The sequence below is a fragment of the Streptomyces sp. CNH189 genome (assembly GCF_000527195.1).
Genome location: NZ_AZUS01000005.1, coordinates 117,509 through 141,600, shown reverse-complemented (window position 1 = coordinate 141,600; position 24,092 = coordinate 117,509). Strand labels below are relative to the sequence as shown.

Annotated in this window: 25 protein-coding genes, 1 pseudogene and 1 riboswitch; of the genes and pseudogenes, 12 read left to right on the top strand and 14 right to left on the bottom strand. The window is 72.3% G+C overall.

Going from position 1 to position 24,092, the window contains the following annotated elements; genetic code table 11:
* Nucleotides 1–55: 55 nt before the first annotated feature.
* Entirely contained in the window at nt 56–937 is an 882-nt protein-coding gene (locus B100_RS0109290; protein WP_024884166.1) for an alpha/beta fold hydrolase, read from the bottom strand.
* A 210-nt stretch (nt 938–1,147) separates the two neighbouring features.
* On the opposite strand from B100_RS0109290, the gene B100_RS0109285 reads away from it, so the two are divergent.
* Nucleotides 1,148–2,071 carry a virginiamycin B lyase family protein gene (locus tag B100_RS0109285; RefSeq protein ID WP_051489956.1) on the top strand — a complete coding sequence of 308 codons (924 nt, stop codon included), beginning with the start codon at nt 1,148–1,150 and terminating at the stop codon, nt 2,069–2,071.
* A 17-nt stretch (nt 2,072–2,088) separates the two neighbouring features.
* Here the strand turns inward: B100_RS0109285 and B100_RS0109280 are convergent, their stop codons facing one another.
* Both B100_RS0109280 and B100_RS0109275 read right to left on the bottom strand, forming a co-directional pair.
* Entirely contained in the window at nt 2,089–2,292 is a 204-nt protein-coding gene (locus tag B100_RS0109280; protein ID WP_024884164.1) for a DUF397 domain-containing protein, read from the bottom strand.
* A pseudogene (locus tag B100_RS0109275) lies at nt 2,289–2,657 on the bottom strand (DUF5753 domain-containing protein); the annotation flags it as partial. The gene B100_RS0109280 and the pseudogene B100_RS0109275, both read right to left, overlap by 4 nt.
* A gap of 111 nt (nt 2,658–2,768) precedes the next feature.
* Between B100_RS0109275 and B100_RS33800 the strand changes: the two are divergent.
* The 3 genes from B100_RS33800 to B100_RS0109260 are packed head-to-tail and all read left to right on the top strand — an operon-like array spanning nt 2,769 to nt 4,775.
* Nucleotides 2,769–2,984: an ATP-binding protein gene (locus tag B100_RS33800; protein ID WP_486585611.1), complete on the top strand. Its 216-nt coding sequence runs from the start codon at nt 2,769–2,771 to the stop codon at nt 2,982–2,984.
* A 32-nt stretch (nt 2,985–3,016) separates the two neighbouring features.
* On the top strand, nt 3,017–3,679 hold the full coding sequence (locus tag B100_RS0109265) for an HD domain-containing protein (RefSeq protein WP_024884162.1): 663 nt from the start codon (nt 3,017–3,019) through the stop codon (nt 3,677–3,679).
* Nucleotides 3,680–3,713: 34 nt separating this feature from the next.
* On the top strand, nt 3,714–4,775 hold the full coding sequence (locus B100_RS0109260; RefSeq protein WP_024884161.1) for a GNAT family N-acetyltransferase: 1,062 nt from the start codon (nt 3,714–3,716) through the stop codon (nt 4,773–4,775).
* Here the strand turns inward: B100_RS0109260 and B100_RS0109255 are convergent.
* Nucleotides 4,772–5,053, bottom strand: coding sequence for a DUF4031 domain-containing protein (locus B100_RS0109255; RefSeq protein ID WP_024884160.1), 282 nt, complete (start codon nt 5,051–5,053; stop codon nt 4,772–4,774). The genes B100_RS0109260 and B100_RS0109255 overlap by 4 nt on opposite strands.
* Nucleotides 5,050–5,445 (bottom strand): hypothetical protein, encoded by a 396-nt coding sequence (locus B100_RS0109250; RefSeq protein ID WP_024884159.1) that lies wholly within the window; start codon nt 5,443–5,445, stop codon nt 5,050–5,052. Before B100_RS0109250 ends, B100_RS0109255 begins: the two co-directional genes overlap by 4 nt.
* Nucleotides 5,446–5,502: 57 nt before the next feature.
* On the opposite strand from B100_RS0109250, the gene B100_RS0109245 reads away from it, so the two are divergent.
* Together B100_RS0109245 and murQ are read left to right on the top strand one after the other, a co-directional pair.
* Entirely contained in the window at nt 5,503–6,444 is a 942-nt protein-coding gene (locus B100_RS0109245; RefSeq protein WP_024884158.1) for a MurR/RpiR family transcriptional regulator, read from the top strand.
* Between the two features lie 106 nt (nt 6,445–6,550).
* Nucleotides 6,551–7,486 carry an N-acetylmuramic acid 6-phosphate etherase gene (gene murQ / locus B100_RS0109240; RefSeq protein WP_024884157.1) on the top strand — a complete coding sequence of 312 codons (936 nt, stop codon included), beginning with the start codon at nt 6,551–6,553 and terminating at the stop codon, nt 7,484–7,486.
* An 81-nt stretch (nt 7,487–7,567) separates the two neighbouring features.
* Here the strand turns inward: murQ and B100_RS0109235 are convergent, their stop codons facing one another.
* A complete protein-coding gene (locus B100_RS0109235) occupies nt 7,568–8,200 on the bottom strand; it encodes a hypothetical protein (protein WP_037722537.1) in 633 nt (210 codons plus the stop codon).
* 136 nt (nt 8,201–8,336) lie between these two features.
* On the opposite strand from B100_RS0109235, the gene B100_RS0109230 reads away from it, so the two are divergent.
* Nucleotides 8,337–8,906: a hypothetical protein gene (locus B100_RS0109230; protein ID WP_024884155.1), complete on the top strand. Its 570-nt coding sequence runs from the start codon at nt 8,337–8,339 to the stop codon at nt 8,904–8,906.
* Between the two features lie 104 nt (nt 8,907–9,010).
* On the opposite strand, the gene B100_RS0109225 is transcribed toward B100_RS0109230, so the two are convergent.
* The 6 genes from B100_RS0109225 to thrC form a co-directional block, all read right to left on the bottom strand.
* Nucleotides 9,011–10,495, bottom strand: coding sequence for an MFS transporter (locus B100_RS0109225; RefSeq protein ID WP_024884154.1), 1,485 nt, complete (start codon nt 10,493–10,495; stop codon nt 9,011–9,013).
* Between the two features lie 290 nt (nt 10,496–10,785).
* Complete coding sequence (locus B100_RS0109220) at nt 10,786–11,913, bottom strand: NADH:flavin oxidoreductase (RefSeq protein WP_024884153.1); 1,128 nt, start codon at nt 11,911–11,913, stop codon at nt 10,786–10,788.
* Between the two features lie 222 nt (nt 11,914–12,135).
* Nucleotides 12,136–13,758: a chaperonin GroEL gene (gene groL, locus B100_RS0109215; protein WP_024884152.1), complete on the bottom strand. Its 1,623-nt coding sequence runs from the start codon at nt 13,756–13,758 to the stop codon at nt 12,136–12,138.
* A gap of 442 nt (nt 13,759–14,200) precedes the next feature.
* A complete protein-coding gene (locus B100_RS0109210) occupies nt 14,201–14,404 on the bottom strand; it encodes a cold-shock protein (RefSeq protein WP_004986573.1) in 204 nt (67 codons plus the stop codon).
* A gap of 430 nt (nt 14,405–14,834) precedes the next feature.
* Nucleotides 14,835–15,110 (bottom strand): MoaD/ThiS family protein, encoded by a 276-nt coding sequence (locus B100_RS0109205; RefSeq protein ID WP_024884151.1) that lies wholly within the window; start codon nt 15,108–15,110, stop codon nt 14,835–14,837.
* 89 nt (nt 15,111–15,199) lie between these two features.
* Nucleotides 15,200–16,501 (bottom strand): threonine synthase, encoded by a 1,302-nt coding sequence (gene thrC, locus B100_RS0109200; RefSeq protein WP_024884150.1) that lies wholly within the window; start codon nt 16,499–16,501, stop codon nt 15,200–15,202.
* A gap of 17 nt (nt 16,502–16,518) precedes the next feature.
* Nucleotides 16,519–16,666: riboswitch (SAM riboswitch) on the bottom strand.
* A gap of 136 nt (nt 16,667–16,802) precedes the next feature.
* On the opposite strand from thrC, the gene B100_RS0109195 reads away from it, so the two are divergent.
* The 3 genes from B100_RS0109195 to otsB all read left to right on the top strand — a co-directional run bounded on the left by B100_RS0109195 (nt 16,803) and on the right by otsB (nt 20,126).
* A complete protein-coding gene (locus B100_RS0109195; RefSeq protein WP_024884149.1) occupies nt 16,803–17,771 on the top strand; it encodes a glucosyl-3-phosphoglycerate synthase in 969 nt (322 codons plus the stop codon).
* Nucleotides 17,772–17,843: 72 nt separating this feature from the next.
* Nucleotides 17,844–19,235: a trehalose-6-phosphate synthase gene (locus tag B100_RS0109190; RefSeq protein WP_106966972.1), complete on the top strand. Its 1,392-nt coding sequence runs from the start codon at nt 17,844–17,846 to the stop codon at nt 19,233–19,235.
* 30 nt (nt 19,236–19,265) lie between these two features.
* Nucleotides 19,266–20,126: a trehalose-phosphatase gene (gene otsB / locus B100_RS0109185; protein ID WP_024884147.1), complete on the top strand. Its 861-nt coding sequence runs from the start codon at nt 19,266–19,268 to the stop codon at nt 20,124–20,126.
* Nucleotides 20,127–20,291: 165 nt separating this feature from the next.
* Here the strand turns inward: otsB and B100_RS0109180 are convergent, their stop codons facing one another.
* The gene (locus B100_RS0109180) at nt 20,292–20,528 is read right to left on the bottom strand and encodes a DUF3263 domain-containing protein (RefSeq protein ID WP_024884146.1); all 237 of its coding nucleotides are present in this window, start codon (nt 20,526–20,528) and stop codon (nt 20,292–20,294) included.
* 9 nt (nt 20,529–20,537) lie between these two features.
* A complete protein-coding gene (locus tag B100_RS0109175) occupies nt 20,538–21,806 on the bottom strand; it encodes an extracellular solute-binding protein (protein ID WP_024884145.1) in 1,269 nt (422 codons plus the stop codon).
* A 114-nt stretch (nt 21,807–21,920) separates the two neighbouring features.
* On the opposite strand from B100_RS0109175, the gene B100_RS0109170 reads away from it, so the two are divergent.
* Nucleotides 21,921–22,886, top strand: coding sequence for an ROK family protein (locus tag B100_RS0109170; RefSeq protein ID WP_024884144.1), 966 nt, complete (start codon nt 21,921–21,923; stop codon nt 22,884–22,886).
* Nucleotides 22,886–24,049: an N-acetylglucosamine-6-phosphate deacetylase gene (gene nagA / locus B100_RS0109165; protein WP_024884143.1), complete on the top strand. Its 1,164-nt coding sequence runs from the start codon at nt 22,886–22,888 to the stop codon at nt 24,047–24,049. Before B100_RS0109170 ends, nagA begins: the two co-directional genes overlap by 1 nt.
* The last annotated feature ends 43 nt before the right edge of the window (nt 24,050–24,092 follow it).

The window sequence follows — 24,092 nt, the reverse complement described above, 5'->3', positions numbered from 1 at the left end:
CCGTGACGGCAATCGCTCCGGCACGGCCACGGGAGTCACCCCCGGCCGGGGAACGTCACGGCCGGACGGACGGGGCGGTGAGGTCCGCGAGTTCACCCAGGAGGCGGGCCGCCGGCGCCGGGTCGACCAGCCACTTCAGGTGGCTGCCCGGGAGGGTGCGGACGTCGTAGGGGTTGTCCGGCGTCAGCTCGTCACCCTCGCGGATCAGCCGGTCCTGCAGGGCGAGCGGCATGCTCGCGTCGTCGGCCAGGCGGACGTACGTCTTCGGGATCGTGCCCCAGGTCGCGGCCTGCGCCCGGTCGGCGGAGGTGCCGACGTCCAGGTTCTCGTCGGGCTGGAAGGTGTTCAGGAAGGTCAGGAACTCCTCGTCGGTGCCGTCGGCGAGGAAGGCCGCCCTGAACGCCGCGAGGGCGGCCGGGTCCGCGGTGCGGAAGTTGACGCGGAGCAGGCCGAGTTCGGCGGGGTTCCCGGACGCGGCCAGGGCCAGCGAGGCGGCGTCGACCTTGGCCATCTCCGGCTCGGCGTAGTAGTCGCCCACGTCGAGCGCGACCGGGCACCAGGCGGAGACGTAGACGATGCGGTCGATCAGGTCGGGCCGCGCGTTGGCCGCGGCCGTGGCCGTGGCGCCGCCCCGGCTGTGCGAGACGAGGATCACCGGGCCGTTCCGCTTCGCCCGCTCCAGGACGCCGATCAGGTGCGCGGCGTTGTCGGCGAGCGTGACGCCCTTGATCGCGCCGGGCGCGGTGGCGAGCCCTTCGGGGTCCTGCGGTGCCTGGTAGGCGCGGGTGTAGGTGGCCGCGAAGCCGTGGCCGGGCAGGTCGACGGCGACCGAACGGTGCCCGAGCAGGCCGAGTTCGGCCTGGAGCGGCGCGAAGGAGAAGGAGTTGGCGAAGGCCCCGTGGACCAGGACGAACGTCGGTTGCACCTGGTTGCTCACTACGTACGGTCTCCTTCGGGTCGGGGGCCCGCGGAGTGGTGTGCGGGCGGTGGTTCGCGCTCCGGCGGGCCACACTACTCAGCGGAAGATCACCGGCACCAGCCGTTATCAGCCCTTCCGTTTGTGTACATGCCCCGCGGTCGGCGTCCGCGGGGCGCCGGAGACGAAAGGCGGTTGCGCCGGGCGTCACGTCCGGCCAGGGTGCCGGGGATGACCGTCCCACCGGGAGTTGATGTGCCGTCCCCGCGTACCCCCTCCGTCAGCACGTTCCGCCTCACGGACGAGAAGGCCGGACCCTACGGCATCACGGCCGGCCCCGACGACGCCCTCTGGATCACCTTGGTGCACCGCGGAAGCGTCGCCCGCCTCACCCTCGACGGCGCGTTCCGGGAGTACGCCCTGGACGCGCCCGACTGCCGTCCCACGGTCATCACGCCCGGACCGGACGGCGCGCTGTGGTTCACCCGCTTCCAGGACCACCGGATCGGCCGCGTCACCGTCGACGGCGAGGTGACGTCCTTCGCGCTGCCGTCCTCCGACGGCGGACCGTACGGCATCACGTCCGGTCCCGACGGCGCGCTGTGGTTCACGGAGACGACCGGTGACCGCATCGGCCGCGTCACCGTCGACGGGGAGGTCACCGAGTTCGCCCTCCCGGTCGCGGGCGGCTTCCCCTCCGCGATCACGACGGGGCCGGACGGCGCGCTGTGGTTCACCCTGAACGGCGCGAGCGCGATCGGCCGCATCACCGTCGACGGCGACACCGCCGTGCACCCCCTGCCCACGGACACCGCCGGGCCGGTCGGCATCGCCGCCGACGGCCACGCGGTCTGGTTCACCGAGATCCTTGCAGGCCAGATCGGCAGGATCTCGCCCGACGGCCGGATCACGGAGTTCCCCCTCCCCGACCGCTCGGCCAAACCGCACGCGATCGTCGCCGCGGCCGACGGCGAGTACTGGTTCACGGAATGGGGCACGGGCCGCGTCGGCCGCGTCACGGAGGCCGGCGAGATCACGGAACACGCCCTCCCGGACCCGGCCTCCGAGCCCCACGGCATCACCGTGGGGCCCGACGGCGCCCTGTGGACCGCCTTGGAGACGGGCGGCGTCGCCCGCGTGGAACGGCGGTCGTGACGACGGTTCGGTACTCGTCAGCGCATCCGTCGCGCATGCGCGACGAACACGGACCACGCGGCCGGCGTCACGGCGAAGGCGCCCCGCCCGATGTCCTTCGAGTCACGCACGTGGACAGCGGTGGGGAGGGCGGCGACTTCCAGGCAGTCGCCCCCGGCTCCGCCGCTGTGACGGGACTTGAACCAGTGGAGCGACTGGCCGTTGTACTGCACGCTTGTCATAAGACTCCTTGCAGCAGTTGCTCGATGCGGCGCAGGGACTCCGCCGGGGTCAGTGCCTGGGCCCGGATGATTCCATACCGCGCCGCGATGCCCCGGACGATCTCCCTGTCGGTGATCACCCGACCGCTTCCCTGACTCTCCAAGTGGGCCACCGGCTCCCCTCCTTCCGGCACCATCAACGTGAACGGACCGTCCACACAGGCGTGGTCGGTCGCCTCGGTCGGCATCACCTGGATCTCAACGTTCGGGTTCCGGCCGGTGCCGAGCAAGTGCTCGAGTTGGTTCCGCAGCACGTCTCTTCCGCCGATGGGCCGCTGCAGGACGGCTTCCTCCAGGACGAAGCTCAGCACGGGCGCGGGTTCGCGGGGCTTCCCCTACGCGTCCGAGGTGAACGAGACCGTGACGCTCGTCGTGGCGGAGCTCGCCGCGAACGCGGTGACCCACGGCCGGGTGCCGGGCCGCGACGCTGGCTGGCCTTGGCGCTGAGCGCCGCCCGTGACCTCGTCCGCGTCGAGGTGACCGACACCCGGGACGACCGCCCGCCCGTGGACGCGCCCCGCCCGCCTGCCGACCCGGAGGCGGAGACCGGCAGCGGACTGTGGCCGGTGTCGCAGCTCGCGAGCCGGGTCCGCGTCGTACCGCGTGCGGACGGCGGCCCCGGGAAAACGGTGCGCGCGGAGCTGACGCTGTGACGCACCGGGCCCGGACCGGAAACAATGGGCGCATGGCCGACACCCAAGACCTCCGTGACCGTTTCGTCCGTGCGCTGGAAGGGGCCCGGGGATCCGCGGAGGGTCCGGACCCCGTGCCGTACGCGGAGAACCTGTTCGCCCGCTGGCAGGAGCCGCAGCGGCGCTACCACACGCTCGACCACCTCACCGCCGTGCTCGACCGCGTCGACGAGCTGGCGGAGTACGCCGGCAACCCCGACCTCGTGCGGCTCGCCGCGTGGTTCCACGACGCCGTGTACCTGCCGGACCGGTCGGAGAACGAGGAGCGGTCCGCCCGTCTCGCCGAACGGGCGCTCCCCGAGGCCGGGGTGTCCGAGGAGAAGGCCGAGGAGGTGGCCCGCCTGGTGCGGCTCACCGTGTCGCACGACCCCGCGGACGACGACCGCGACGGCCAGGTGCTGTGCGACGCCGACCTCGCGGTCCTCGCCGCGTCGCCGTCGTCGTACGCCGCCTACACCGCCGCCGTCCGCGAGGAGTACCACTTCGTGCCGAACGACGCCTTCCGCGAGGGCCGCGCCGACATCCTGCGCCAACTCCTCGGCCTGCGCCGCCTGTTCCGCACCCCCTACGGCCAGGAGCACTGGGAGACCACCGCCCGCTACAACCTGCGCGGCGAGCTGGAAATGCTGTCGACCCCGCCCCCGCCTTCCGCCTAGCCTCCCCGTCATGCATGGATCGGGAGCGGAACAGGTGGAGGAAGCCGTCGCGCACTGCGTGGCGGCGCTGGGGGCGGTCGCCGGCCGTGACTGGACGGCGGTGCGGGCGGGCCGGCTGGACTGGAGCTGCCGGGACACGGCGGTGCACGTCGCGGGTGACTTGATCTCGTACGCGGGCCAGCTGGCGGGCCGGGCGCAGGACGCGTACGTGCCCTTCGACATCACCCTGGACGGCGGCGACGACGGCCTGGACCCGGCCGACAACGCGGGCGTGCTCCAGGTGATCGCCACGACCGGCGCCCTCCTCGCCGCCGCCGTGCGCACCACCCCCCGGGCCGTGCGCGCCTTCCACCCGTATCCCTTCCGGCACGCGAACCGCGAGGGCTTCGCCGCGATGGGCGTGGCCGAGGTGCTGCTGCACACCCACGACATGGCCGAGGGGCTGGGTGTGGCGTACGACCCGCCCGCAGCGCTCTGCGAGTTCGTGCTGACCCGGATCTTCCCGCAGGTGCGGCCGGGCCCCGCGCCCTGGCCGACGCTGCTGTGGGCGACGGGCCGGGGCGAGCTGCCCGGGCGGGAGCCGGTCACCGCGTGGCGCTGGAGCAACAACCCGGTGCTCCGCTCGGAGCGGCTCACCCTGGAGGGCGTCACCCCGGCCGTCGCGGCGGACCTGTCCGTGGCGGGCGACGGCGGCTTCACCTGGGCGGGCGGGGCGCCCGCCGACGGGACCCGCGTGGGCGCGGGGATCACGGTCAAGCAGTACGAGGACGGCGCGTTCGCCCCGGAGTGGGGCATGTACGTGCTGGTGCGGCGGGAGGACGACCGGGCGGTGGGCGCGATGGGGTTCCACAGCGCCCCCGACGCCGACGGCCGGGTGGAGATCGGCTACGACCTCGTCGCGGACGCGCGCGGGAACGGCTACGCGACCGAGGCGCTGCGCACCCTGTCGGCGTGGGCGCTCGCCCAGGACGCGGCGGACACCGTGGTGGCCGTCGTCGAGGAGGGCAACGTGCCCTCGCAGAAGGTCGTCACCCGCGCCGGGTTCACCGAGGTCTCCCGCCAGGAGGGCCGCATCACCTACGAACTGCGGCCCTAGCCGGAAAGGCCCGTCCGCCCGGCTCCCTTGCGCCGCCGCAGGCCCGCCCCGTGCAGCAGCCGCACCACCTCGCGGCTGCTGACCTCGACCGCGCCCGCGCGCACCGCGTCGGCGTACCGGTGGGCGGGGATGTCGTAATGGTCACGTTCGAAGGCGCGGCGCGGCACGCCCAGGCCGTCGGCGAAGAGGTGCAGCTCGGCGTAGGAGACATCGCTCACCAGGTGCGACCACAGGCGGCCGTGCCCCGGCCAGGTGGGCGGGTCGATGTACAGGGTCACGAGGGGTCCGCCTCGCCCAGTCCGCCGACCGCCGCGACCTTCACGCCCGCCTTGTGGCACACCCAGTGCGGGTCCGGGCCCAGCTCCGGTTCGATGTCCAGTGCGTGCGGGTCGCCGCTGCGGCACACCGGGCACAGCGGCCAGCGTCCGTACCGCTCCAGCAGGGCGTCCTGCACGTCCTGGGCGACCAGGCCGGCCAGGAAACCGGCGCCCTCCGGCCACTGTTCGACCCACCAGCGGCGGTGCGAGACGGAGTCCTCGACCAGGGACACCACGTCCGCCTCGGCGACCCCGCGGGCGACCAGATCGGCCAGCACGAGGGCCCGTGCCGCGTGCAACGCTTGTTCCAGGGGGCCGACCGGAGGGGTGCCGGGTTCACGCTCGGGGTGCATGTGCTCCATTGTGCGCACTCTTGACCCGGACCCCGGGGCGAAAATATCTTTCATTTCGTGACCAATGACGTGAAGGAAATTTTCGGGAACGGTTCGGCCGGTGCTCCGCCCGCCCCGCCCGCGCCCGCCGCCCTCGCGGCCAAGGTGCGCACGCTGGCCCCGTCGATGACCCGCTCCATGCAGCGCGTCGCCGAGGCCGTCGCCGACGACCCGGCCGGCTGCGCGGCGCTCACGGTCACCGGCCTCGCCGAGCTGACCGGCACCAGCGAGGCCACCGTCGTCCGCACCGCCCGCCTGCTCGGCTACCCGGGCTACCGCGACCTGCGGCTCGCCCTGGCCGGCCTCGCCGCCCAGCAGCAGTCCGGGCGCGCCCCCGCCATCACCACGGACATCGCGGTGGACGACCCCATCGCCGACGTCGTGGCCAAGCTCGCCTACGACGAGCAGCAGACCCTCGCCGACACCGCCGCCGGGCTGGACACCGTCCAGCTCGCCGCCGCCGTGACCGCCCTCGCGGGCGCCCGCCGCACCGATGTGTACGGCGTCGGCGCGTCGGGGCTGGTCGCCCAGGATCTCACCCAGAAGCTGCTGCGCATAGGTCTGATGGCGCACGCCCACAGCGACCCGCACCTCGCCGTCACCAACGCGGTGCAGCTGCGCTCCGGCGACGTGGCGATCGCGATCACCCACTCCGGTTCGACCGGGGACGTCATCGAGCCGCTCCGGGTGGCCTTCGAGCGCGGCGCCACCACGGTCGCGGTCACCGGCCGCCCCGACAGCCCCGTCACGCAGTACGCCGACCACGTCCTGACCACGTCCACGGCCCGCGAGAGCGAACTGCGCCCGGCAGCGATGTCCTCCCGGACGAGCCAACTGCTGGTCGTGGACTGCCTGTTCGTGGGTGTCGCCCAGCGGACCTACGACGCGGCCGCACCGGCACTGTCGGCCTCGTACGAAGCACTGGCACACCGGCACCGGGCGGGCCGCAGGGGTCCGTGAGGACACCCGCGCGCGTACGCGGCCGCCGATGCCCGCGGCCGCGTACGGGCGCGCCCCCGCCCCACCCGTCCCGTGCCGCCAGGACCCAGACCGAAAGACACCGCCCATGACCTCCACCTCCCGTGACCGCGACCTGCGCTCCCAGCTGGAGACCCTGACCACCGAGGCGTTCCGGCCGGAGCTGGCGGACGTCGACCGGCTGCCCACGCTCGAGATCGCACGGCTGATGAACGCCGAGGACGCCACGGTCGCGGGTGCCGTGGCCGAGCAGGTGCCGGCGATCGCCGCCGCCATCGACGCCGTGGCGGAGCGGATGGCCCGCGGCGGACGGCTGGTCCACGCCGGCGCGGGCACCGCGGGACGGCTGGGCGTGCTGGACGCCTCCGAGTGCCCGCCCACCTTCAACACCGACCCGGCGCGGGTCGTCGGCCTGATCGCGGGCGGCCCGGACGCCATGGTCACCTCGGTGGAGGGCGCCGAGGACTCCGCCGAGCTCGCCGAGGCCGACCTGGACGCGCTGGGCCTCACCACCGACGACACGGTGGTCGGCATCTCCGCCTCCGGCCGCACCCCCTACGCGGTCGGCGCCGTCACGTACGCCCGTGAGCGGGGCGCTCTCACCGTGGGGCTGTCCTGCAACCGGGGCAGCGCACTCGCGGCGGCGGCCGAGCACGGCATCGAGGTCGTCGTCGGCCCGGAGTTCCTCACCGGTTCCACCCGCCTCAAGGCCGGCACGGCACAGAAGCTCGTGCTGAACATGATCTCGACGATCACAATGATCCGGCTCGGCAAGACCTACGGGAACCTGATGGTCGACGTGCGCGCCTCCAACGAGAAGCTGCGCGCCCGCTCCCGCCGCATCGTCGCCCAGGTGACGGGCGCGGACGACGCCGCCGTCGAGCAGGCCCTGGCCGCCACGGACGGCGAGGTCAAGCACGCGATCCTGGTACTGCTGGCCGGGGTGGACGGGCCGACGGCCGCCCGGCTGCTCGACGAGTCCGACGGCCATCTGCGGGCGGCGCTGGACCGCTCGGGTGGGTGAGGGGCGGCCCCGCCGGTCCACGGCCGGCCCTCGGCACCGGCCCTCCGGTGACGGTCCGGTGACCTGAGTCGGCGATTCGGGTCACCGGCCCCGGCGCCGCAGTCCGGCGAAAGCGGTGGTGCCGAGGACGAGCGCGGTCAGGCCGACGGCGGCCGCGAGGGTGATCCGGCGGCTGTCCTCCTGCCCCGGGCCGTCCGGCATCCGCGGGTCGAGGAGGCCGAGCGGGTCCTCGGTGATCGTGACCCGGTCGCCCGCCTTCGCCTGCCCGAAGCAGTTCTCCTGCTGGGAGACCCGGTGGACGCGCCGCTCGCCGTCCAGCTCCTGGAGCGTGCAGAACAGGTCCGGTCCCCGCCGGCGGTCCTCGTCCACGACCTGGAGGACCACGGCGTCCACCGGCTCGCCCACCGCCCCCATGTACCCCTCGTACACGGCGGGCGTCGCGAACAGCATCAGGGCGAAACCGGCGACGGAGACCATGACCGCCGCACCGGGCCGGTGCCACGCGCCGCCCACGAGACACGCCGCGACGGCAACGGCCACCAGCCCGACGACGACCCCCAGCCACGTGACCCACGAGGCGACGACGGCGCCCAGGAGCAGCCCGGCCGTCACCGCGACGGCCCAGAACAGGGAGTTCGCGACCCTGCGCCGCTCCCCCGCGGGCCGGGCGTCCTCGACGTCGGCCCGCACCGGTACCGCCCCTGTCCCCGTCATCTCTTTCCCCGCCCCTTCGACAGCTGTCCGCCCGACCAGGCATCGTAGGGGGTCCGGCGTTCCCGCCCCCGGGGCGCCCTGGCCGCCCTTCGTGGTGCACGCTGGGAACACCGGCCCCACCGACACGGAGATCACCATGAACCACGCACAGCTCACCGCCCTGGGCCGGGCCCTGCGCGTGCTCGGTGAGCACGGCGAGGCCCTGTCCGCGGACACCACGGACGGCCGGCTGCACGAGGTGCGGGCCGACCTGCGGCGCGCGCTGGACCTGCTGGAGGACAGCGTCACCACGGCCGCACCCAGCACCCGCTGCGCCGAGCACCCCACCGGACCGGTCGACGAGAGCGCCCCCGACCTGTGCCTGCTCTGCGAGACCCGACGCCGCGCCGCGCGCCGCGCCGAGTTCAACGGCCCGGCCCCGCAGGCCCGCCCCGCCGACCCGGCGCCCTCCCGCTACGGGGTGCGCGGCGACCGCCCACAGCCCCAGCAGCGCTGGCTGCCGGAGCTGTGGAACGGCCAGGCGTGGCAGCTGTGCGGGACCCCGCGCCGGGACCGGCACGAGGCGGAGCTGTTCGTCGCGGCCCAGCGGCGTGGACCCCACGCGGCCATGGCGTACCGGATCGTGCACGAGTTCACCGACTACGAGGTGCTGCGCGTCTGGGGCACCCCGGTCCGCGTCGACATCGAACCGATGGGCAACCTCTGAGCCCACCGGCCCCCACGGCTCCGTGAGCCGGGGCCACGACATGCGGCGGCCGCCGTCCCGAGGTCTCCGGGACGGCGGCCGCCGTTCACTCACCACGTCCCGCGCTACGCCTTGGCGGCTTCCGCGGCCTCCGGCGCGCCGCCCTCGGCGAGAAGCGCCTCCGCCTCGGCGGAACCCCGCTGCTTCGGGATGAACGCGGCGACGACGAAGCCCAGCAGCGCCGCGCCGGCACCGAGCGCGAGGACCGTGCGGAACGCGTCCTCGGACGGCAGCGCGTACGGACCGAACTGCGTGGTCATCTGCGCCAGGACGACACCGGCGACGGCGCTGGCCACGGAGGTGCCGATGGAGCGCATCAGGGTGTTGAGGCTGTTGGCGGCACCCGTCTCGGAGGCGGGCACGGCACCCATGATCAGCGTGGGCATGGCGCCGTAGCAGAAGCCGATGCCGGCGCCGATGACGCACGACGCCAGCACGAAGTGCCAGACCTCGCTCATCAGCGCGACGTTCAGCCCGTAGCCCGCGGCCACGATCAGCGCGCCGATCATCAGCGTCACCTTCGGCCCACGGGCGCGGGAGACCAGCGCCGAGACCGGGGCCAGCGCCATCATCACCAGGCCCGACGGGGCCATGACCAGACCGGCGCTCAACAGGGACTGGCCGAGACCGTAGCCGGTCTGCTCGGGCAGCTGCAGCACCTGCGGGATGACCAGCGACATGGAGAACATCGCGAAGCCGATCGCCACGGAGGCGAGGTTGGTGACCAGCACCTGCGGGCGGGCGGTGGTGCGCAGGTCCACCAGCGGGCGCTCGGTGCGCAGCTCGAAGAACCCCCAGGCGAGCAGTACGACGACGGACGCGGCGAACAGGCCGAGCGTGGTGCCGCTGGACCAGCCCCAGTCACCGCCCTTGGAGATCGCCAGCAGCAGGCAGATCAGTCCGGCGGCCATACCGGCCGCGCCCACCAGGTCGAAGCGTCCGCCGGTCCGCACCTTCGACTCGGGCACCAGCGCGAGGACCAGGACGAGGGCGACCACGCCGAGCGCGGCGGACGTCCAGAACAGCGCGTGCCAGTCGAAGTTGTCGGCGATCAGCGCGGCGATGGGCAGGCCGAGCGCGCCGCCGACGCCGAGCGAGGCGCTGATCATCGCGGTGGCCGAGCCGAGCCGCTCCGCCGGAAGTTCGTCACGCAGGATGCTGATGCCCAGCGGGATGACACCGGAGGACAGGCCCTGGAGGGCACGGCCGACGATCATCGGGGTCAGGGTGTCGCTGAACCCGGCGACGACGGAGCCGACGACCAACATGGTCATGCTGACCAGCAGCATGCGGCGCTTGCCGTACATGTCGCCGAGCCGGCCCATCATCGGCGTGGCGACGGCGGCGGCCAGCAGGGTGGCGGTGATGGCCCAGGCGGTGTCCGACGCCGAGGCGTTCAGGTACTGCGGCAGCTGTCCCACGATCGGGATGACCAGGGTCTGCATCAGCGAGACCACGATGCCGCTGAGTGCCAGCACGGGGACCACGGCACCCGTCCTGGGCGGCTCGGCGGTGCCGGTCGTGACGGATTTCTCGGGTGCGTCGGACATGAAGGAGTTCTCCGGATGAGTCAGCTCTGCTTGACTCAGGCAACTTTAAGTCACTTGATTGACGCAAGCAAATGAAAACGGTGTGACAGTCGCATGACATCCACCACGCGGGGCGTATGAGAACGGGCGCGGCGCCCCGGCAAGGGGGCACCGCGCCCGGCACCGGCCGAACCCGGTTCAGGTCGTTTCCGGCCGGTCGTCCCGCCGGCCCGCCGTTCAGCTCACCTCAGCTCGGCTCACGTCGGCTCGGCTCGGCTGCCGTCGGCTGGGCTGACGTCGACTCGCTCGGCTCAGCTCAGCGACGTGAGCGACGCCGCGTCGTACGCCTTCAGTTCGTCGAAGCGGCCGCCCAGGACCTTCGCCGCCCACTCGGGGTCCTGGAGGACCGCGCGGCCCACCGCGACCATGTCGAACTCGTCGCGCTCCAGACGGTCGAGCAGGTCGTCGATGCCGCGCAGCTCGGCCCCCTCGCCCAGGAAGGCGCGCCCGAACTCGCCGTCCAGGCCGACCGAGCCGACGGTGACGGTGGGCCGGCCGGTCAGCTTGCGCGCCCAGCCGGCCAGGTTGAGGTCGGAGCCGTCGAACTCGGGGAGCCAGTAGCGGCGGGTGGACGCGTGGAAGGCGTCGACACCGGCGGTCGCCAGCGGGGCGAGGACCGCCTCCAGCTCCTGCGGGGTCTCGGCGAGCCGGGCGCCGTAGTGGTCGGACTTCCACTGCGAGAAGCGGAAGACCACCGGGAAGCCGGGCGACACGGCCGAACGCACCGCCTGCACGATCTCGACGGCGAACCGGGTGCGGGCCACCAGGTCACCGCCGTAGGCGTCGGTGCGGCGGTTGGTGCCGGCCCACAGGAACTGGTCGATGAGGTAGCCGTGGGCGCCGTGCAGCTCCACACCGTCGAAGCCGATGCGCTCCGCGGCGGCGGCCGCCTCGGCGAACGCGGCGACGACGGCGTCGATGTCGGCCTGGGTCATGGCCTTGCCGCCCTCGGTGCCGTCCAGGCGCAGGCCCGACGGGCCGACCGCCGGCGCCTCGGGGAACGGCGGCTGCCCCTGCTCGCGCACCATGCCGACGTGCCACAACTGCGGCATGATCCGGCCCCCGGCCGCGTGCACGGCGTCGGCGACCTTCGCCCAGCCCGCGAGCTGCTCCTCACCGTGGAACCGGGGGATCCGGTCGCTGATGCCCGCGGACGGGTGGTCGACGTAGGTGCCCTCGGTGACGATCAGACCGATCCCGGCGGCGGCCCGGCGGGCGTAGTACGACACGACGTCCTCCCCCGGCACACCGCCCGGCGAGAACTGACGGGTCATGGGCGCCATGACGAGACGGTTCGGCACGGTCAGCCCGTTGAGGGCGACCGGGCGGGCCAGGACGTCGGCGGCACGGCCGGTGGCTTCGGAGGCGGCGACGGTCATCGGTGGGGGCTCCTCGCGATACTGGACGGTATGTGTACGTGCATGCATGTACCCACTGTGTTCGAACCGACACGCGTGCTTCGCCATTCCCGCCCCGCCCCCGCGCACCCCCGTGACGCCGGTCACTCCGGCGGCGCCCGGACACGCCGAAGGGCGGCACCCCCGCGTACGGGAGTGCCGCCCTCCGGACCGTAGGACGGGTCCGAACCTGACGGATCAGGCTCAGAAGTCCATGTCACCGCCCGGCATGCCGCCGCCGGCCGGGGCCGCGGCCTTCTCCGGCTTGTCGGCGATGACGGCCTCGGTGGTGAGGAACAGCGCGGCGATCGACGCGGCGTTCTGCAGCGCGGAGCGCGTCACCTTGGCCGGGTCGATGATGCCTTCGGCGATCATGTCGACGTACTCGCCGGTCGCGGCGTTCAGACCGTGGCCGACCGTGAGGTTGCGGACCTTCTCCACGACGACGCCGCCTTCGAGACCACCGTTGACGGCGATCTGCTTCAGCGGGGCCTCCAGGGCGAGCTTCACGGCGTTGGCGCCGGTCGCCTCGTCACCCTCGAGCTCCAGCTTCTCGAACACCTGGGAGGCCTGCAGCAGGGCCACGCCACCACCGGCGACGATGCCTTCCTCGACGGCCGCCTTGGCGTTGCGCACGGCGTCCTCGATGCGGTGCTTGCGCTCCTTGAGCTCCACCTCGGTGGCGGCACCGGCCTTGATGACCGCGACACCGCCGGCGAGCTTCGCCAGGCGCTCCTGCAGCTTCTCGCGGTCGTAGTCCGAGTCGCTGTTCTCGATCTCGGCGCGGATCTGGTTCACGCGGCCCTGGACCTGGTCGGCGGAGCCGGCACCGTCGACGATGGTGGTCTCGTCCTTGGTGATGACCACCTTGCGGGCCTTGCCCAGCAGGTCGACGGTGGCGTTCTCCAGCTTGAGGCCGACCTCCTCGGAGATGACCTCGCCGCCCGTGAGGATGGCGATGTCGCCGAGCATGGCCTTGCGGCGGTCACCGAAGCCCGGGGCCTTGACGGCGACGGACTTGAAGGTGCCGCGGATCTTGTTGACCACCAGGGTCGACAGGGCCTCGCCCTCGACGTCCTCGGCGATGATCAGCAGCGGCTTGCCCGACTGCATGACCTTCTCCAGGAGCGGGAGCAGGTCCTTGACGTTGGAGATCTTGGAGTTGGCGATCAGGATGTACGGGTCGTCGAGGACGGCCTCCATACGCTCCATGTCGGTGGCGAAGTACGCCGAGATGTAGCCCTTGTCGAAGCGCATACCCTCGGTGAGCTCCAGCTCCAGACCGAAGGTCTGGGACTCCTCGACGGTGATGACGCCTTCCTTGCCGACCTTGTCCATGGCCTCGGCGATGAGCTCGCCGATCTGGACGTCGGCGGCGGAGATGGAGGCCGTGGAAGCGATCTGCTCCTTGGTCTCGACGTCCTTCGCCTGCTCCAGCAGGGCGGCGGAGACGGCCTCGACGGCCTTCTCGATACCGCGCTTCAGGGCCATCGGGTTGGCGCCGGCGGCGACGTTGCGCAGGCCCTCCTTGACCAGGGCCTGGGCGAGAACGGTCGCGGTGGTCGTACCGTCACCGGCGACGTCGTCCGTCTTCTTGGCGACTTCCTTGACCAGCTCGGCGCCGATCTTCTCGTACGGGTCCTCGAGCTCGATCTCCTTGGCGATGGAGACACCATCGTTGGTGATCGTGGGGGCGCCCCACTTCTTCTCGAGGACGACGTTGCGGCCCTTGGGGCCGAGCGTCACCTTCACGGCGTCCGCGAGCTGGTTCATGCCGCGCTCGAGGCCGCGCCGCGCCTCCTCGTCGAACGCGATGATCTTGGCCATGTGAAGTGGTCCCTCCAGGACTGGGGGTGATTCCTTCGGACCGCGCCCGCGCCCGCGACGGACGGCTCGCCGGCCTGTGGTTCCTTGCCCCACGTGACCTGGCGGGCCTCACCGACCCGGTCCTTCGTTGTCACTCTCACCTTCAGAGTGCTAACGCCAATGATTAGCACTCGACCCCCGAGAGTGCAAGGCACACCGGCGAAGCGGCGTCGCGGCGGGCGGACCCCCGGCAGCCGTCCGGCCCAGGCGTACCAAGGGCTCGGGCCCGGTCTCAGCCGCGCGCGAACACGGCGCGCGCGGCGCACGCGCCTGTCACGCCCCTAGCGGACTTCGAGCGCCACCGCACCGGGCGTTCCGGTGTTCCGGGCATGACGAAGGGCCCGCACCCCGAGAGGTGCGGGCCCTTCGCCGGCAGAAGATGTGCGTGCGGCTGGTAGCGCGTTCAGGCGGTGACGCGAACCATGTCGGCCTGCGGGCCCTTCTGACCCTGCGAGATCTCGAACTCGACCCGCTGGCCCTCTTCAAGGGTGCGGTAGCCGTCCATCTGGATGGCGCTGTAGTGGACGAAAACATCCGCACCACCGTCGACCGCGATGAAGCCGTACCCCTTCTCCGCGTTGAACCACTTGACGGTGCCCTGAGCCATGCCTAACTCCCCTATTACTGGCCCTTGCACAGATCCACACTTCGCGGACCCGGGTCAGACCTCACCCCCCAACGGTTGGGGGCGTGCGCCGGAACGCGTCGACCGCGGCTGAATGTATCTGTCCAACTGCCGTCTGCAACAGGTCAATCGGACGAGAAATCTGGACGCCACCGGTCCGGAATGTGACAAGAATTCGCCAGAATTCAGGGCAAGTCGGGCCGGGCGAAGGAGACAAAAGCCGCGAAAGGAGCCCGCACTTTGGCTACATCCAGTCGGGTCAGCGGCAGGAATTCAGGCTTCTCGATCAATGGATCGGGAGCGCGTTCCCCAACTCTACCGCGCTCAATCACATGGAATTGCCCCCTCCGCATCTCTCACGGAAGGGGCAATGTCGCAAACGCTCGGTAACCGTCATTACCGAAGGTAATGATCAGCCTCCGGCGACCGCCGGGATGATCGACACGCCGGCCCCGTCCGGGGTGGCCGTTTCGAGGCCCTGCTCGAACCGCACGTCGTCGTCGTTCACGTAGACGTTGACGAACCGGCGCAGCTTGCCCTGGTCGTCCAGGACCCGGGCGGCGATGCCGGTGTGGTTCTTCTCCAGGTCCTTGATGACCTCGCCGAGGGTCCCGCCCTCGGCGGCGACCTCGGCCTTGCCCCCGGTGTAGGTACGCAGAATGGTAGGAATACGGACGGTAACACTCACTTTGAACCTCCGGTCGGATGACTTCCCAGGGGCGCGGGGAACTGCGCGACAAACCCCCACCGGCCCGCGGATGAGAGACGAAGCGGCCTTCAGACGAGCCCGGCCTCACGGAACGACTCCAGGCTGGGACGAATCGTCGCCGTCAGCCCGGTCCCCGCCACAGCGTCCAACGTCTTGAGCCCGTCCCCGGTGTTCAACACCACCGTGGTGAGGGACGGATCCAGCGCCCCGCTCTCGATCAGCTTCTTCGTCACGCCCACCGTGACCCCGCCCGCGGTCTCCGCGAAGATCCCCTCGGTGCGCGCGAGCAGCTTGATCGCGTCGACGACCTGCTCGTCCGTGACGTCCTCCACCGCGCCGCCGGTGCGCCGGGCGATGTCGAGCACGTACGGGCCGTCCGCCGGGTTGCCGATGGCCAGCGACTTGGCGATGGTGTTCGGCTTCTGCGGCCGGACCACGTCGTGCCCCGCCTTGTACGCGGTGGACACCGGCGAGCAGCCCTCGGCCTGCGCACCGAAGATCTTGTACGGCCGGTCCTCGACGAGCCCGAGCCTGATCAGCTCCTGCAGCCCCTTGTCGATCTTCGTGAGCTGCGAGCCGGAGGCGATCGGGACCACGATCTGGTCCGGGAGCCGCCAGCCGAGCTGCTCGCAGACCTCGTACGCGAGGGTCTTGGAGCCCTCGGCGTAGTACGGCCGCAGGTTGACGTTGACGAAGCCCCAGCCCTCGCCGGCCGGGTCGCCGATCAGCTCGGAGCAGAAACGGTTCACGTCGTCGTAGTTGCCCTCGATGCCGACGAGCTCGCCGCCGTACACGGCGGCCATGACGATCTTGCCCTGCTCCAGGTCGTGCGGGATGAACACGCAGGAGCGGAAGCCGGCCCGGGCGGCGGCGGCACCGACCGCGCCGGCCAGGTTGCCGGTGGAGGAGCAGGAGAGCGTGGTGAAGCCGAAGGCGCGCGCGGCCTCCAGGGCCTGGGCGACGACGCGGTCCTTGAAGGAGTGCGTGGGGTTGCCGGAGTCGTCCTTGACGTAGAGACCGCCGGTGACGCCCAGCTCGCGGGCCAGGTTGTCGGCCTGGACCAGCTTGGTCCAGCCCGGGTTCAGGTTGGGCTTGGTCGCCACGTCCGCGGGGACGGGCAGCAGCGGCGCGTAGCGCCAGATGTTCGCGGGGCCCGCCTCGATGCGCTTGCGGAGCTCTTCGGTGTCGTAACCCGAGAAGTCGTAGGCGATCTCCAGCGGGCCGAAACACTCCTCGCAGGCGAAGACCGGACCGAGAGGCACGCGGTGGCCGCACTCGCGGCAGGACAGCGCGGCGGCGGGGCCGAGGTCGACGGTGTTCGCGGAGTCGGTGGTGCTTGCGGTGGTGCTTGCAAAAGTCTGCACAGCCATGGAGGCGAGGCCCTTTCTCCTCATCTTCCTCACGACGCATCTCGCCGTGAGACGGATTTGGCACCTTCCCTAGCCGGGAGCCTCGCCACGTCCGCGTGACAGGAACCGACTGGAGGGTTGCCGGGGCTTCATCGGGCCGTATCCCTCTGCCCCTCTGGATGAGCGGTGTTCAGTTGTGCGCCCGGCGACCCCGGCATGCGAGGGTCGCTGGCGTTGTTCAAGACTGTAACCGAAGGCCCGGACGGCGGCGGGAGCCGTCCGAACCCCGAGATGGATCACCGGCCAGTGAGGAGCCCGGACCGTGCTGGAAGAAGTCGAGCGCTGGCTGATCGAGCGCTCCTGGTCGCTGGCCGACCGTCCCCTGCACCGGATCCTGGCGGCGAAACGGGCCTCGGGGCAGACCGTGAGCGTGGTGCTGCCCGCCCTCAACGAGGAGGCCACGGTCGGCGAGATCGTCTCGGTCGTCCGGCACGACCTGGTGCTCCAGGTCCCGCTGGTCGACGAGGTGGTGGTGATCGACTCCGGCTCCACCGACCGCACCGCCGAGGAGGCCGCGGCGGCCGGCGCGCGGGTGGTGCACCGGGACGCGATCCTGTCCCGCATACCGGCCGTGCCCGGCAAGGGCGAGGTGCTGTGGCGGTCGCTGCTGGTCACCCGCGGCGACATCGTGTGCTTCGTCGACGCCGACCTCAGGGACTTCTCCTCCGACTTCGTCACCGGCATCGTCGGCCCGCTGCTCACCGACCCCGACCTCCAGCTGGTCAAGGCCATGTACGACCGGCCCCTGACCCTGGCCGACGGGAGCACCACCGGCGCGGGCGCCGGGCAGGGCGGCCGGGTCACGGAGCTGATGGCCCGCCCGCTGCTCAACATGCACTGGCCGCAGCTGGCCGGTTTCGTCCAGCCGCTGGGCGGCGAGTACGCGGCCCGCCGCGGCCTCCTCGAACAGCTCCCGTTCCCCGTCGGGTACGGCGTCGAGCTGGGCATGCTGGTCGACGCCCTGCATCTGGTGGGCCTGGACGCGCTGGCGCAGGTGGACGTCGGGGTGCGCAAGCACCGGCACCAGGACGGCCAGGCGCTCGGCCGGATGGCCGCCGCGATCTACCGCACCGCGCAGCTGCGGCTGGCCCGCGGCCATCTGCTGCGTCCCTCGCTGACCCAGTTCGAGCGGGCCGGGGACGCCTTCGAGCCCCGCACGTACTCGGTGGACACGGAGGAACGGCCGCCGATGACGGAGATCGAGGAGTACCAGGCGCGCCGGGTGGCCTGACCCCGACCGTCGCCGGCCGGTGTGACGCACCGGCACGTTTGAGGCCCGGGGGGCCGGGCTAGGTTGAGGCGTATGGCTTCAAGCTTCGGTGCAGCTCAGGTGCTGGTCGCCTCCAACCGGGGGCCGGTGTCGTACGAGGTGGTGGACGACGGTTCGCTGCGGGCCAAGCGGGGTGGCGGCGGACTGGTGTCCGGCCTCTCCGCGATCGGTCCTGAGACGGGTGCGCTGTGGGTGTGCTCGGCGCTGTCCGACGGCGACCGCGAGGCCGTGCGGCGCGGGGTGGGCGAGGACGGCGTGCGGATGCTGGACGTCCCGGCGGACGTGCACGCGGACGCGTACAACGGCATCGCGAACTCGGTGCTGTGGTTCGTGCACCACATGCTGTACCAGACCCCGCTGGAGCCCGCCTTCGACGCGGAGTTCCGCCGGCAGTGGGCCTCCTACGAGACCTACAACCGGGCGTTCGCCGAGGCGCTGGCCCAGGAGGCGGCCGAGGGCGCGGCGGTGCTGGTGCAGGACTACCACCTCACCCTGGTCCCCGGGATGCTCCGCGAACTCCGCCCCGACCTGCGCATCGGCCACTTCTCGCACACCCCGTGGGCGCCGCCCGAGTACTTCGCGATGCTGCCCGACGACATCGCGCGCCAGGTGCTGCGCGGGATGCTCGGCGCCGACCGGCTCGGCTTCCTCACCCGCCGCTGGGCGGACGCGTTCACCGCGTGCTGCGAGCGCTTCGCGGGCGGGCTCGGCGACACCCGGATCGGGGTGCACGGCCTGGGCGCCGACGCGGACTTCCTGCGCGCCCGCTCCCACGAGGCGGACGTGGACGAGCGGATGGCCGCGCTGAAGGAGGAGATCGGTGAGGGGCGCCGGACGATCGTCCGGGTGGACCGCACCGAGCTGTCCAAGAACATCGTGCGCGGCCTGCTGGCGTACCGGCAGCTGCTGGACGGCCGCCCCGAGTGGCGCGAGCGCGTGGTGCACGTCGCCTTCGCCTACCCCTCCCGGCAGGACCTCGCCGTCTACCGCGACTACACCGCCGAGGTGCGGCGGCTCGCCGACGAGATCAACGAGCAGTACGGCACCCCGGGCTGGCGTCCGGTCGTGCTGCACGTCAAGGACGACTTCGCGCGCTCGCTGGCCGCCTACCGGCTGGCCGACGTCGCCCTGGTCAACCCCATCCGCGACGGCATGAACCTGGTCGCCAAGGAGGTCCCGGTGGTCTCCGAGGCGGGCTGCGCGCTGGTGCTGTCCCGGGAGGCCGGCGCCCACGAGGAGCTGGGCGACGACGCGATCACCGTCAACCCGTACGACGTCGTGGAGACCGCCGAGGCACTGCACGAGGCCCTGTCGATGCGCCCGGAGGACCGCACGGAACGCTGCAAGCGGCTGGCCGCGGCGGCGACGGCGCTGCCACCGGCACGGTGGTTCCTGGACCAGTTGGAAGCGCTGCGCGAGGCGTGACACGGGGCGTGCGTGGATAGGTTGGGGCACATGGCCAGTCACACGGATTCCACGGACCCCGGAGCCCTGCCGACGCCCGCCACGCAGGCCGGGCGGGAGGGACTGGACGCGCTGCTCGCCCGTCCCGGCAAGGCGCTGATCGGGCTCGACTTCGACGGGACCCTCGCGCCGATCGTCGCCGATCCGGAGCAGGCCCGTGCGCACCCGGACGCGGTGCCCGCGCTCGCCGCGCTCGCCCCGAAGGTCGCGGCGGTCGCGGTCGTCACCGGCCGGCCTCCGGGCGTCGCCGTGCGGCACGGGGGCTTCGCGGGCGTATCCGGTCTGGAGCACCTGGTGGTGCTCGGTCACTACGGCGCCGAGCGCTGGGACGCCGTCACCGGCACGGTCACCGCGCCCGCCCCGCATCCCGGCGTCGCCGCCGCCCGCGCGGAGCTGCCGGGGCTGCTGGACCGGGTGGGTGCCTGGCAGGGCACCTGGATCGAGGAGAAGGGGCGGGCGGTCGCCGTCCACACCCGCAGGGCCGCCGATCCGCAGGCCGCCTTCGAGGCCCTGCGCGAGCCGCTCACCGGTCTCGCGACCCGGCACGGCCTGGTCGTCGAGCCCGGCCGCATGGTCCTGGAACTGCGGCCGCCGGGCATGGACAAGGGGGTCGCGCTGCTGGAGTACGCGCGGGAGATCGGGGCGGAGGCGGTGCTCTACGCCGGTGACGACCTGGGGGACCTGGCGGCCTTCACCGCCGTCGACAAGCTGCGGGCGTCGGGCACGCCGGGGGTGCTGGTGTGCAGCGGCAGCGAGGAGGTCACGGAGCTCCGCGAACGAGCCGACCTGGTGGTCGACGGCCCGTCCGGGGTGGTGCGGCTTCTGCGCACACTGGCAGCCCGCCTCGCCTGAGGGGGTTTCGCCCCCGCCGCCCCTTCCCGTCCCGGCCCCGGGGCTCCGCCCCGGACCCCGCTCCTCAGACGCCGGAGGGGCTGAGATCAGCCCGTCCGGCGTTTGAGGACGAGGCCCGCCAGGGCCGACAGGGGGTCTGGGGGCGCAGCCCCCAGGGACGGGAGGTCACCGCTCGGCGCGCCGCGCCTCTCGCACGCGCCGCAGGCGGTTCACCGTCACGGGGTCGTGGGCCAGGGCCCGCGGGTCGTCCAGCAGGGCGTTCAGCAGCTGGTAGTACCGCACCGGCACCAACCCCAGCTCCTCCCGGATCACCCGCTCCTTCGCCCCCGGCGACACAGCCCCCCGCCGCTCCAGCGCGAGCACATCCCGCTCGAGGCGCCCCAGCTCCTCACCGTCACCCATGCCGGCAGGCTACCCCGCGCTCTCCGCCCGTACGGCCGTCGCCTGCAGCCCGCCCAGCACGCCCGCCGGGCTGCCGTTCGGCTCCACGGCCTTGCCGATCTGCTTCTTGACCTCGGCGTTCACCGCCGCCCAGGACGTCTTGCCCACCGGGTACAGCTCCGAGAGCGGCAACTGGTCGATGAACGGCTTGAGTCCCTTGTCCTGCCCGGACGAGGACATCGCCCGCGACGCGGAGTTGGTGACCGGCATCAGGTCGTACTCACGGGAGAAGGCGACCACGTTCTTCTCGCTGTAGACGAAGTCGAGGAAGTCCCCGATCTCGTCGCGGTGCCCGTTCTTCTCGAACGCCGTCATCCAGTCGGCGACACCCAGCGTGGAGGACGTCGGGCCGTCGGCCCCCGGCGTCGGCACCATGCCGTACTTCACGCCCTTCTTCTCGGCCATCTCCATCAGTGAGGGATGCCCGTTGAGCATGCCGACCTCACCGGCGGCGAACGCCTCGAACGCCTTGGCCCGGTTCAGCTTGCCCGGCGCGACGGGTCCGGTGAGGCCCTTGCCGACCAGTTCGTCCCGCAGCCAGCTGAAGGTCTCGACGTTCTCGGTGGAGTCGATGCCGTAGGTGCCGCCGACGTCGGTGTAGCCGCCGTCGCCGCTCAGCATCCACTGCATGGTCTCGGCCTGCGCCTCCTCCGGGCCGAGCGGCAGCGCGTAGGGGTACGTCACCCCGCGCGCCTTGAGGGCCTCGGCGCACTCGGTGAGCTCGTCCCAGGTCGTCGGCGGGGTGAGCCCGGCCTCCTTGAACAGCTCCTTGTTGTAGAAGAGCAGCCGCGTGGACGCGGCGAACGGCATGCCGTACTGCACGCTGTTGACCTCGCCCGCGGTGGACAGCTGCGAGAGGAAGTCCGCCTGAACGGGGATGGAGAGCAGGTCACCGGCCTTGTAGAGCAGGCCCTCGGAGGCGTAGTCGGCGTACGCGCCGATCTGTGCCATGTCCGGCGGGTCGCCGGCGTCGACCATTTCCTTGACCTTGCGGTCGACGTCGTTCCACGAGTAGACGCTGACGTCGACGGTCACGCCCGGGTGGGCGGACTCGTAGCGATCGACCAGGCCGGCCCAGTATTTCCTGGAGCTGTCGGCCGCGCCGTTGCCGTAGTCGGCGGCGACCAGGGTGAGCGTCACGTCGGAGGATTCGCCGCCGACCCCGCATCCGCCGAGGACCGCTGCGAGTCCCAGCGCGGACACCGCCGCGATCGTCCTTGTCCTGACCCGCCGCTGCACGTGCTCTCCCCTGCCCGGCGCCGAGCGCCGCCCGTGGTTCCGATAATCGGATTAAGGTCTACACCACGTGAGTGGACTAGACCTCTCGCGGGTCGGCGGGCCACACTGTTTCCCGTGAAACATGTCATCGCCCTCGATGTGGGCGGCACCGGGATGAAGGCCGCCCTGGTCGGGGCGGACGGCGAGCTGCTGCACCAGGCCCGCCGCCCCACCGGCCGTGAGCACGGCCCGGACGCGGTCGTCGACGGCATCCTCGGCTTCGCGGCGGACCTCCGCGCCCACGGCATCCGTGAACTCGGCGAACCGGCGTCGGCCGCCGGGGTCGCCGTCCCCGGCATCGTCGACGAGGCGGAGGGCATCGCCGCCTTCGCGGCGAACCTCGGCTGGCGGGACGTCCCGCTGCGCGCCCTGCTCACCGAGCGGCTCGGCGGCGTCCCCGTGGCGCTCGGCCACGACGTGCGCACCGGCGGCCTGGCCGAGGGCCGGATCGGGGCGGGGCGCGGCGCCGACCGCTTCCTGTTCGTCCCGCTCGGCACCGGCATCGCGGGCGCCATCGGTATCGACGGCCGGGTCGAGGCGGGGGCGCACGGCTTCGCGGGCGAGATCGGCCACATCGTCGTACGGCCCGGCGGCACCCCGTGTCCCTGCGGTCAACGCGGCTGTCTGGAGCGGTTCGCGTCCGCGTCGGCCGTGAGCCAGGCGTGGGCGGCGGCCTGCGGCGACCCTGACGCGGACGCGGCGGACTGCGCCAAGGCCGTGGAGTCGGGGGACGCCCGGGCGGTGCGGGTGTGGCAGGACGCGGTGGACGCGCTCGCCGACGGGCTGGTCACCGCGCTCACCCTGCTGGACCCCCGCACGCTGATCATCGGTGGCGGGCTCGCCGAGGCGGGGGAAACCTTGTTCACACCGCTGCGGGAGGCCGTCCGACGGCGGGTCACCTTCCAGAAGCTCCCGTCCCTGGTCCCCGCGGCTCTCGGGGACACCGCCGGATGCCTGGGCGCGGGGCTTCTCGCCTGGGACCTGATCGAGACCACCAACCCCTCGATCGAGACCACTGACCCCTCGGAGGTAACCACCTGATGGCCCCCACCAAGGTTCTCACCGGTGCCCGGGTGGTCCTGCCCACCGGGACCGTGGACGGCGCAAGCGTGACCGTCGAGGGCACACGCATCGCGGCCACGGCCCCCGGCCCGGCACCGGCGGAGGGTGCGGCCGAGACGGTCGACCTGAGCGGTCACTGGCTGGTCCCCGGCTTCGTCGACCTCCACAACCACGGCGGCGGCGGGGCGTCCTTCGCCGGCGGCGACGCCGAGGACGTCCTCCAGGGCGTGCGTACCCACCGCCTGCATGGCACCACCACGCTGGTCGCCTCCGCCGTCACCGGCGACCTGGACTTCCTCGCCCGGCACGCCGGAATGCTGGCGGAGCTGGCCCAGCAGGGTGACATCGCCGGCATCCACTTCGAGGGGCCGTTCATCTCCCCGTGCCGCAAGGGCGCGCACGACGAGAGCCTGCTGCGCGACCCCGACCCGGCCGAGGTCCGCAAGCTGATCGACGCGGCCCACGGCCACGCTCGGATGATGACCCTGGCCACCGAGCTCCCGGGCGGCCTGGACTCCGTACGGCTGCTCGTCGAGCACGGGGTGATCGCGGCCGTGGGCCACACCGACGCCACCTACGAGCAGACCCTGGCGGCCGTCGACGCGGGCGCGAGCGTCGCCACCCACCTGTTCAACGCGATGCCGCCGCTCGGCCACCGCGCCCCCGGCCCGATCACCGCGCTGCTGGAGGACGAGCGGGTCACCGTCGAGCTGATCAACGACGGCACGCATCTGCACCCGGCCGCGCTGCAGTTGGCGTTCCACCACGCGGGCCGCGAGCGGGTCGCCTTCATCACCGACGCGATGGACGCGGCCGGCTTCGGCGACGGCCGCTACATGCTCGGCCCGCTGGAGGTCGAGGTCGCGGACGGTGTGGCGCGGCTGGTCGAGGGCAACTCGATCGCCGGCTCCACGCTCACCCTGGACCGCGCCTTCAAGCGGGCGGTGACGGTGGACAAGCTGCCTGTGGAGGACGTCGTCGCGGCGATCTCCGCCAACCCGGCGCGGCTGCTGAATCTGGACGACCGCATCGGCTCGCTGGAGCCCGGCAAGGACGCCGACCTGGTCGTGCTGGACGCCGCCTTCGACCTGGTGGGCGTGATGCGCCGGGGAGAATGGGTGGTCGCTCCCCAACTGGCCTGATCCGTCCCCGGGATCGGCACAGGGTGGCCGGTCCTGGGGGTGG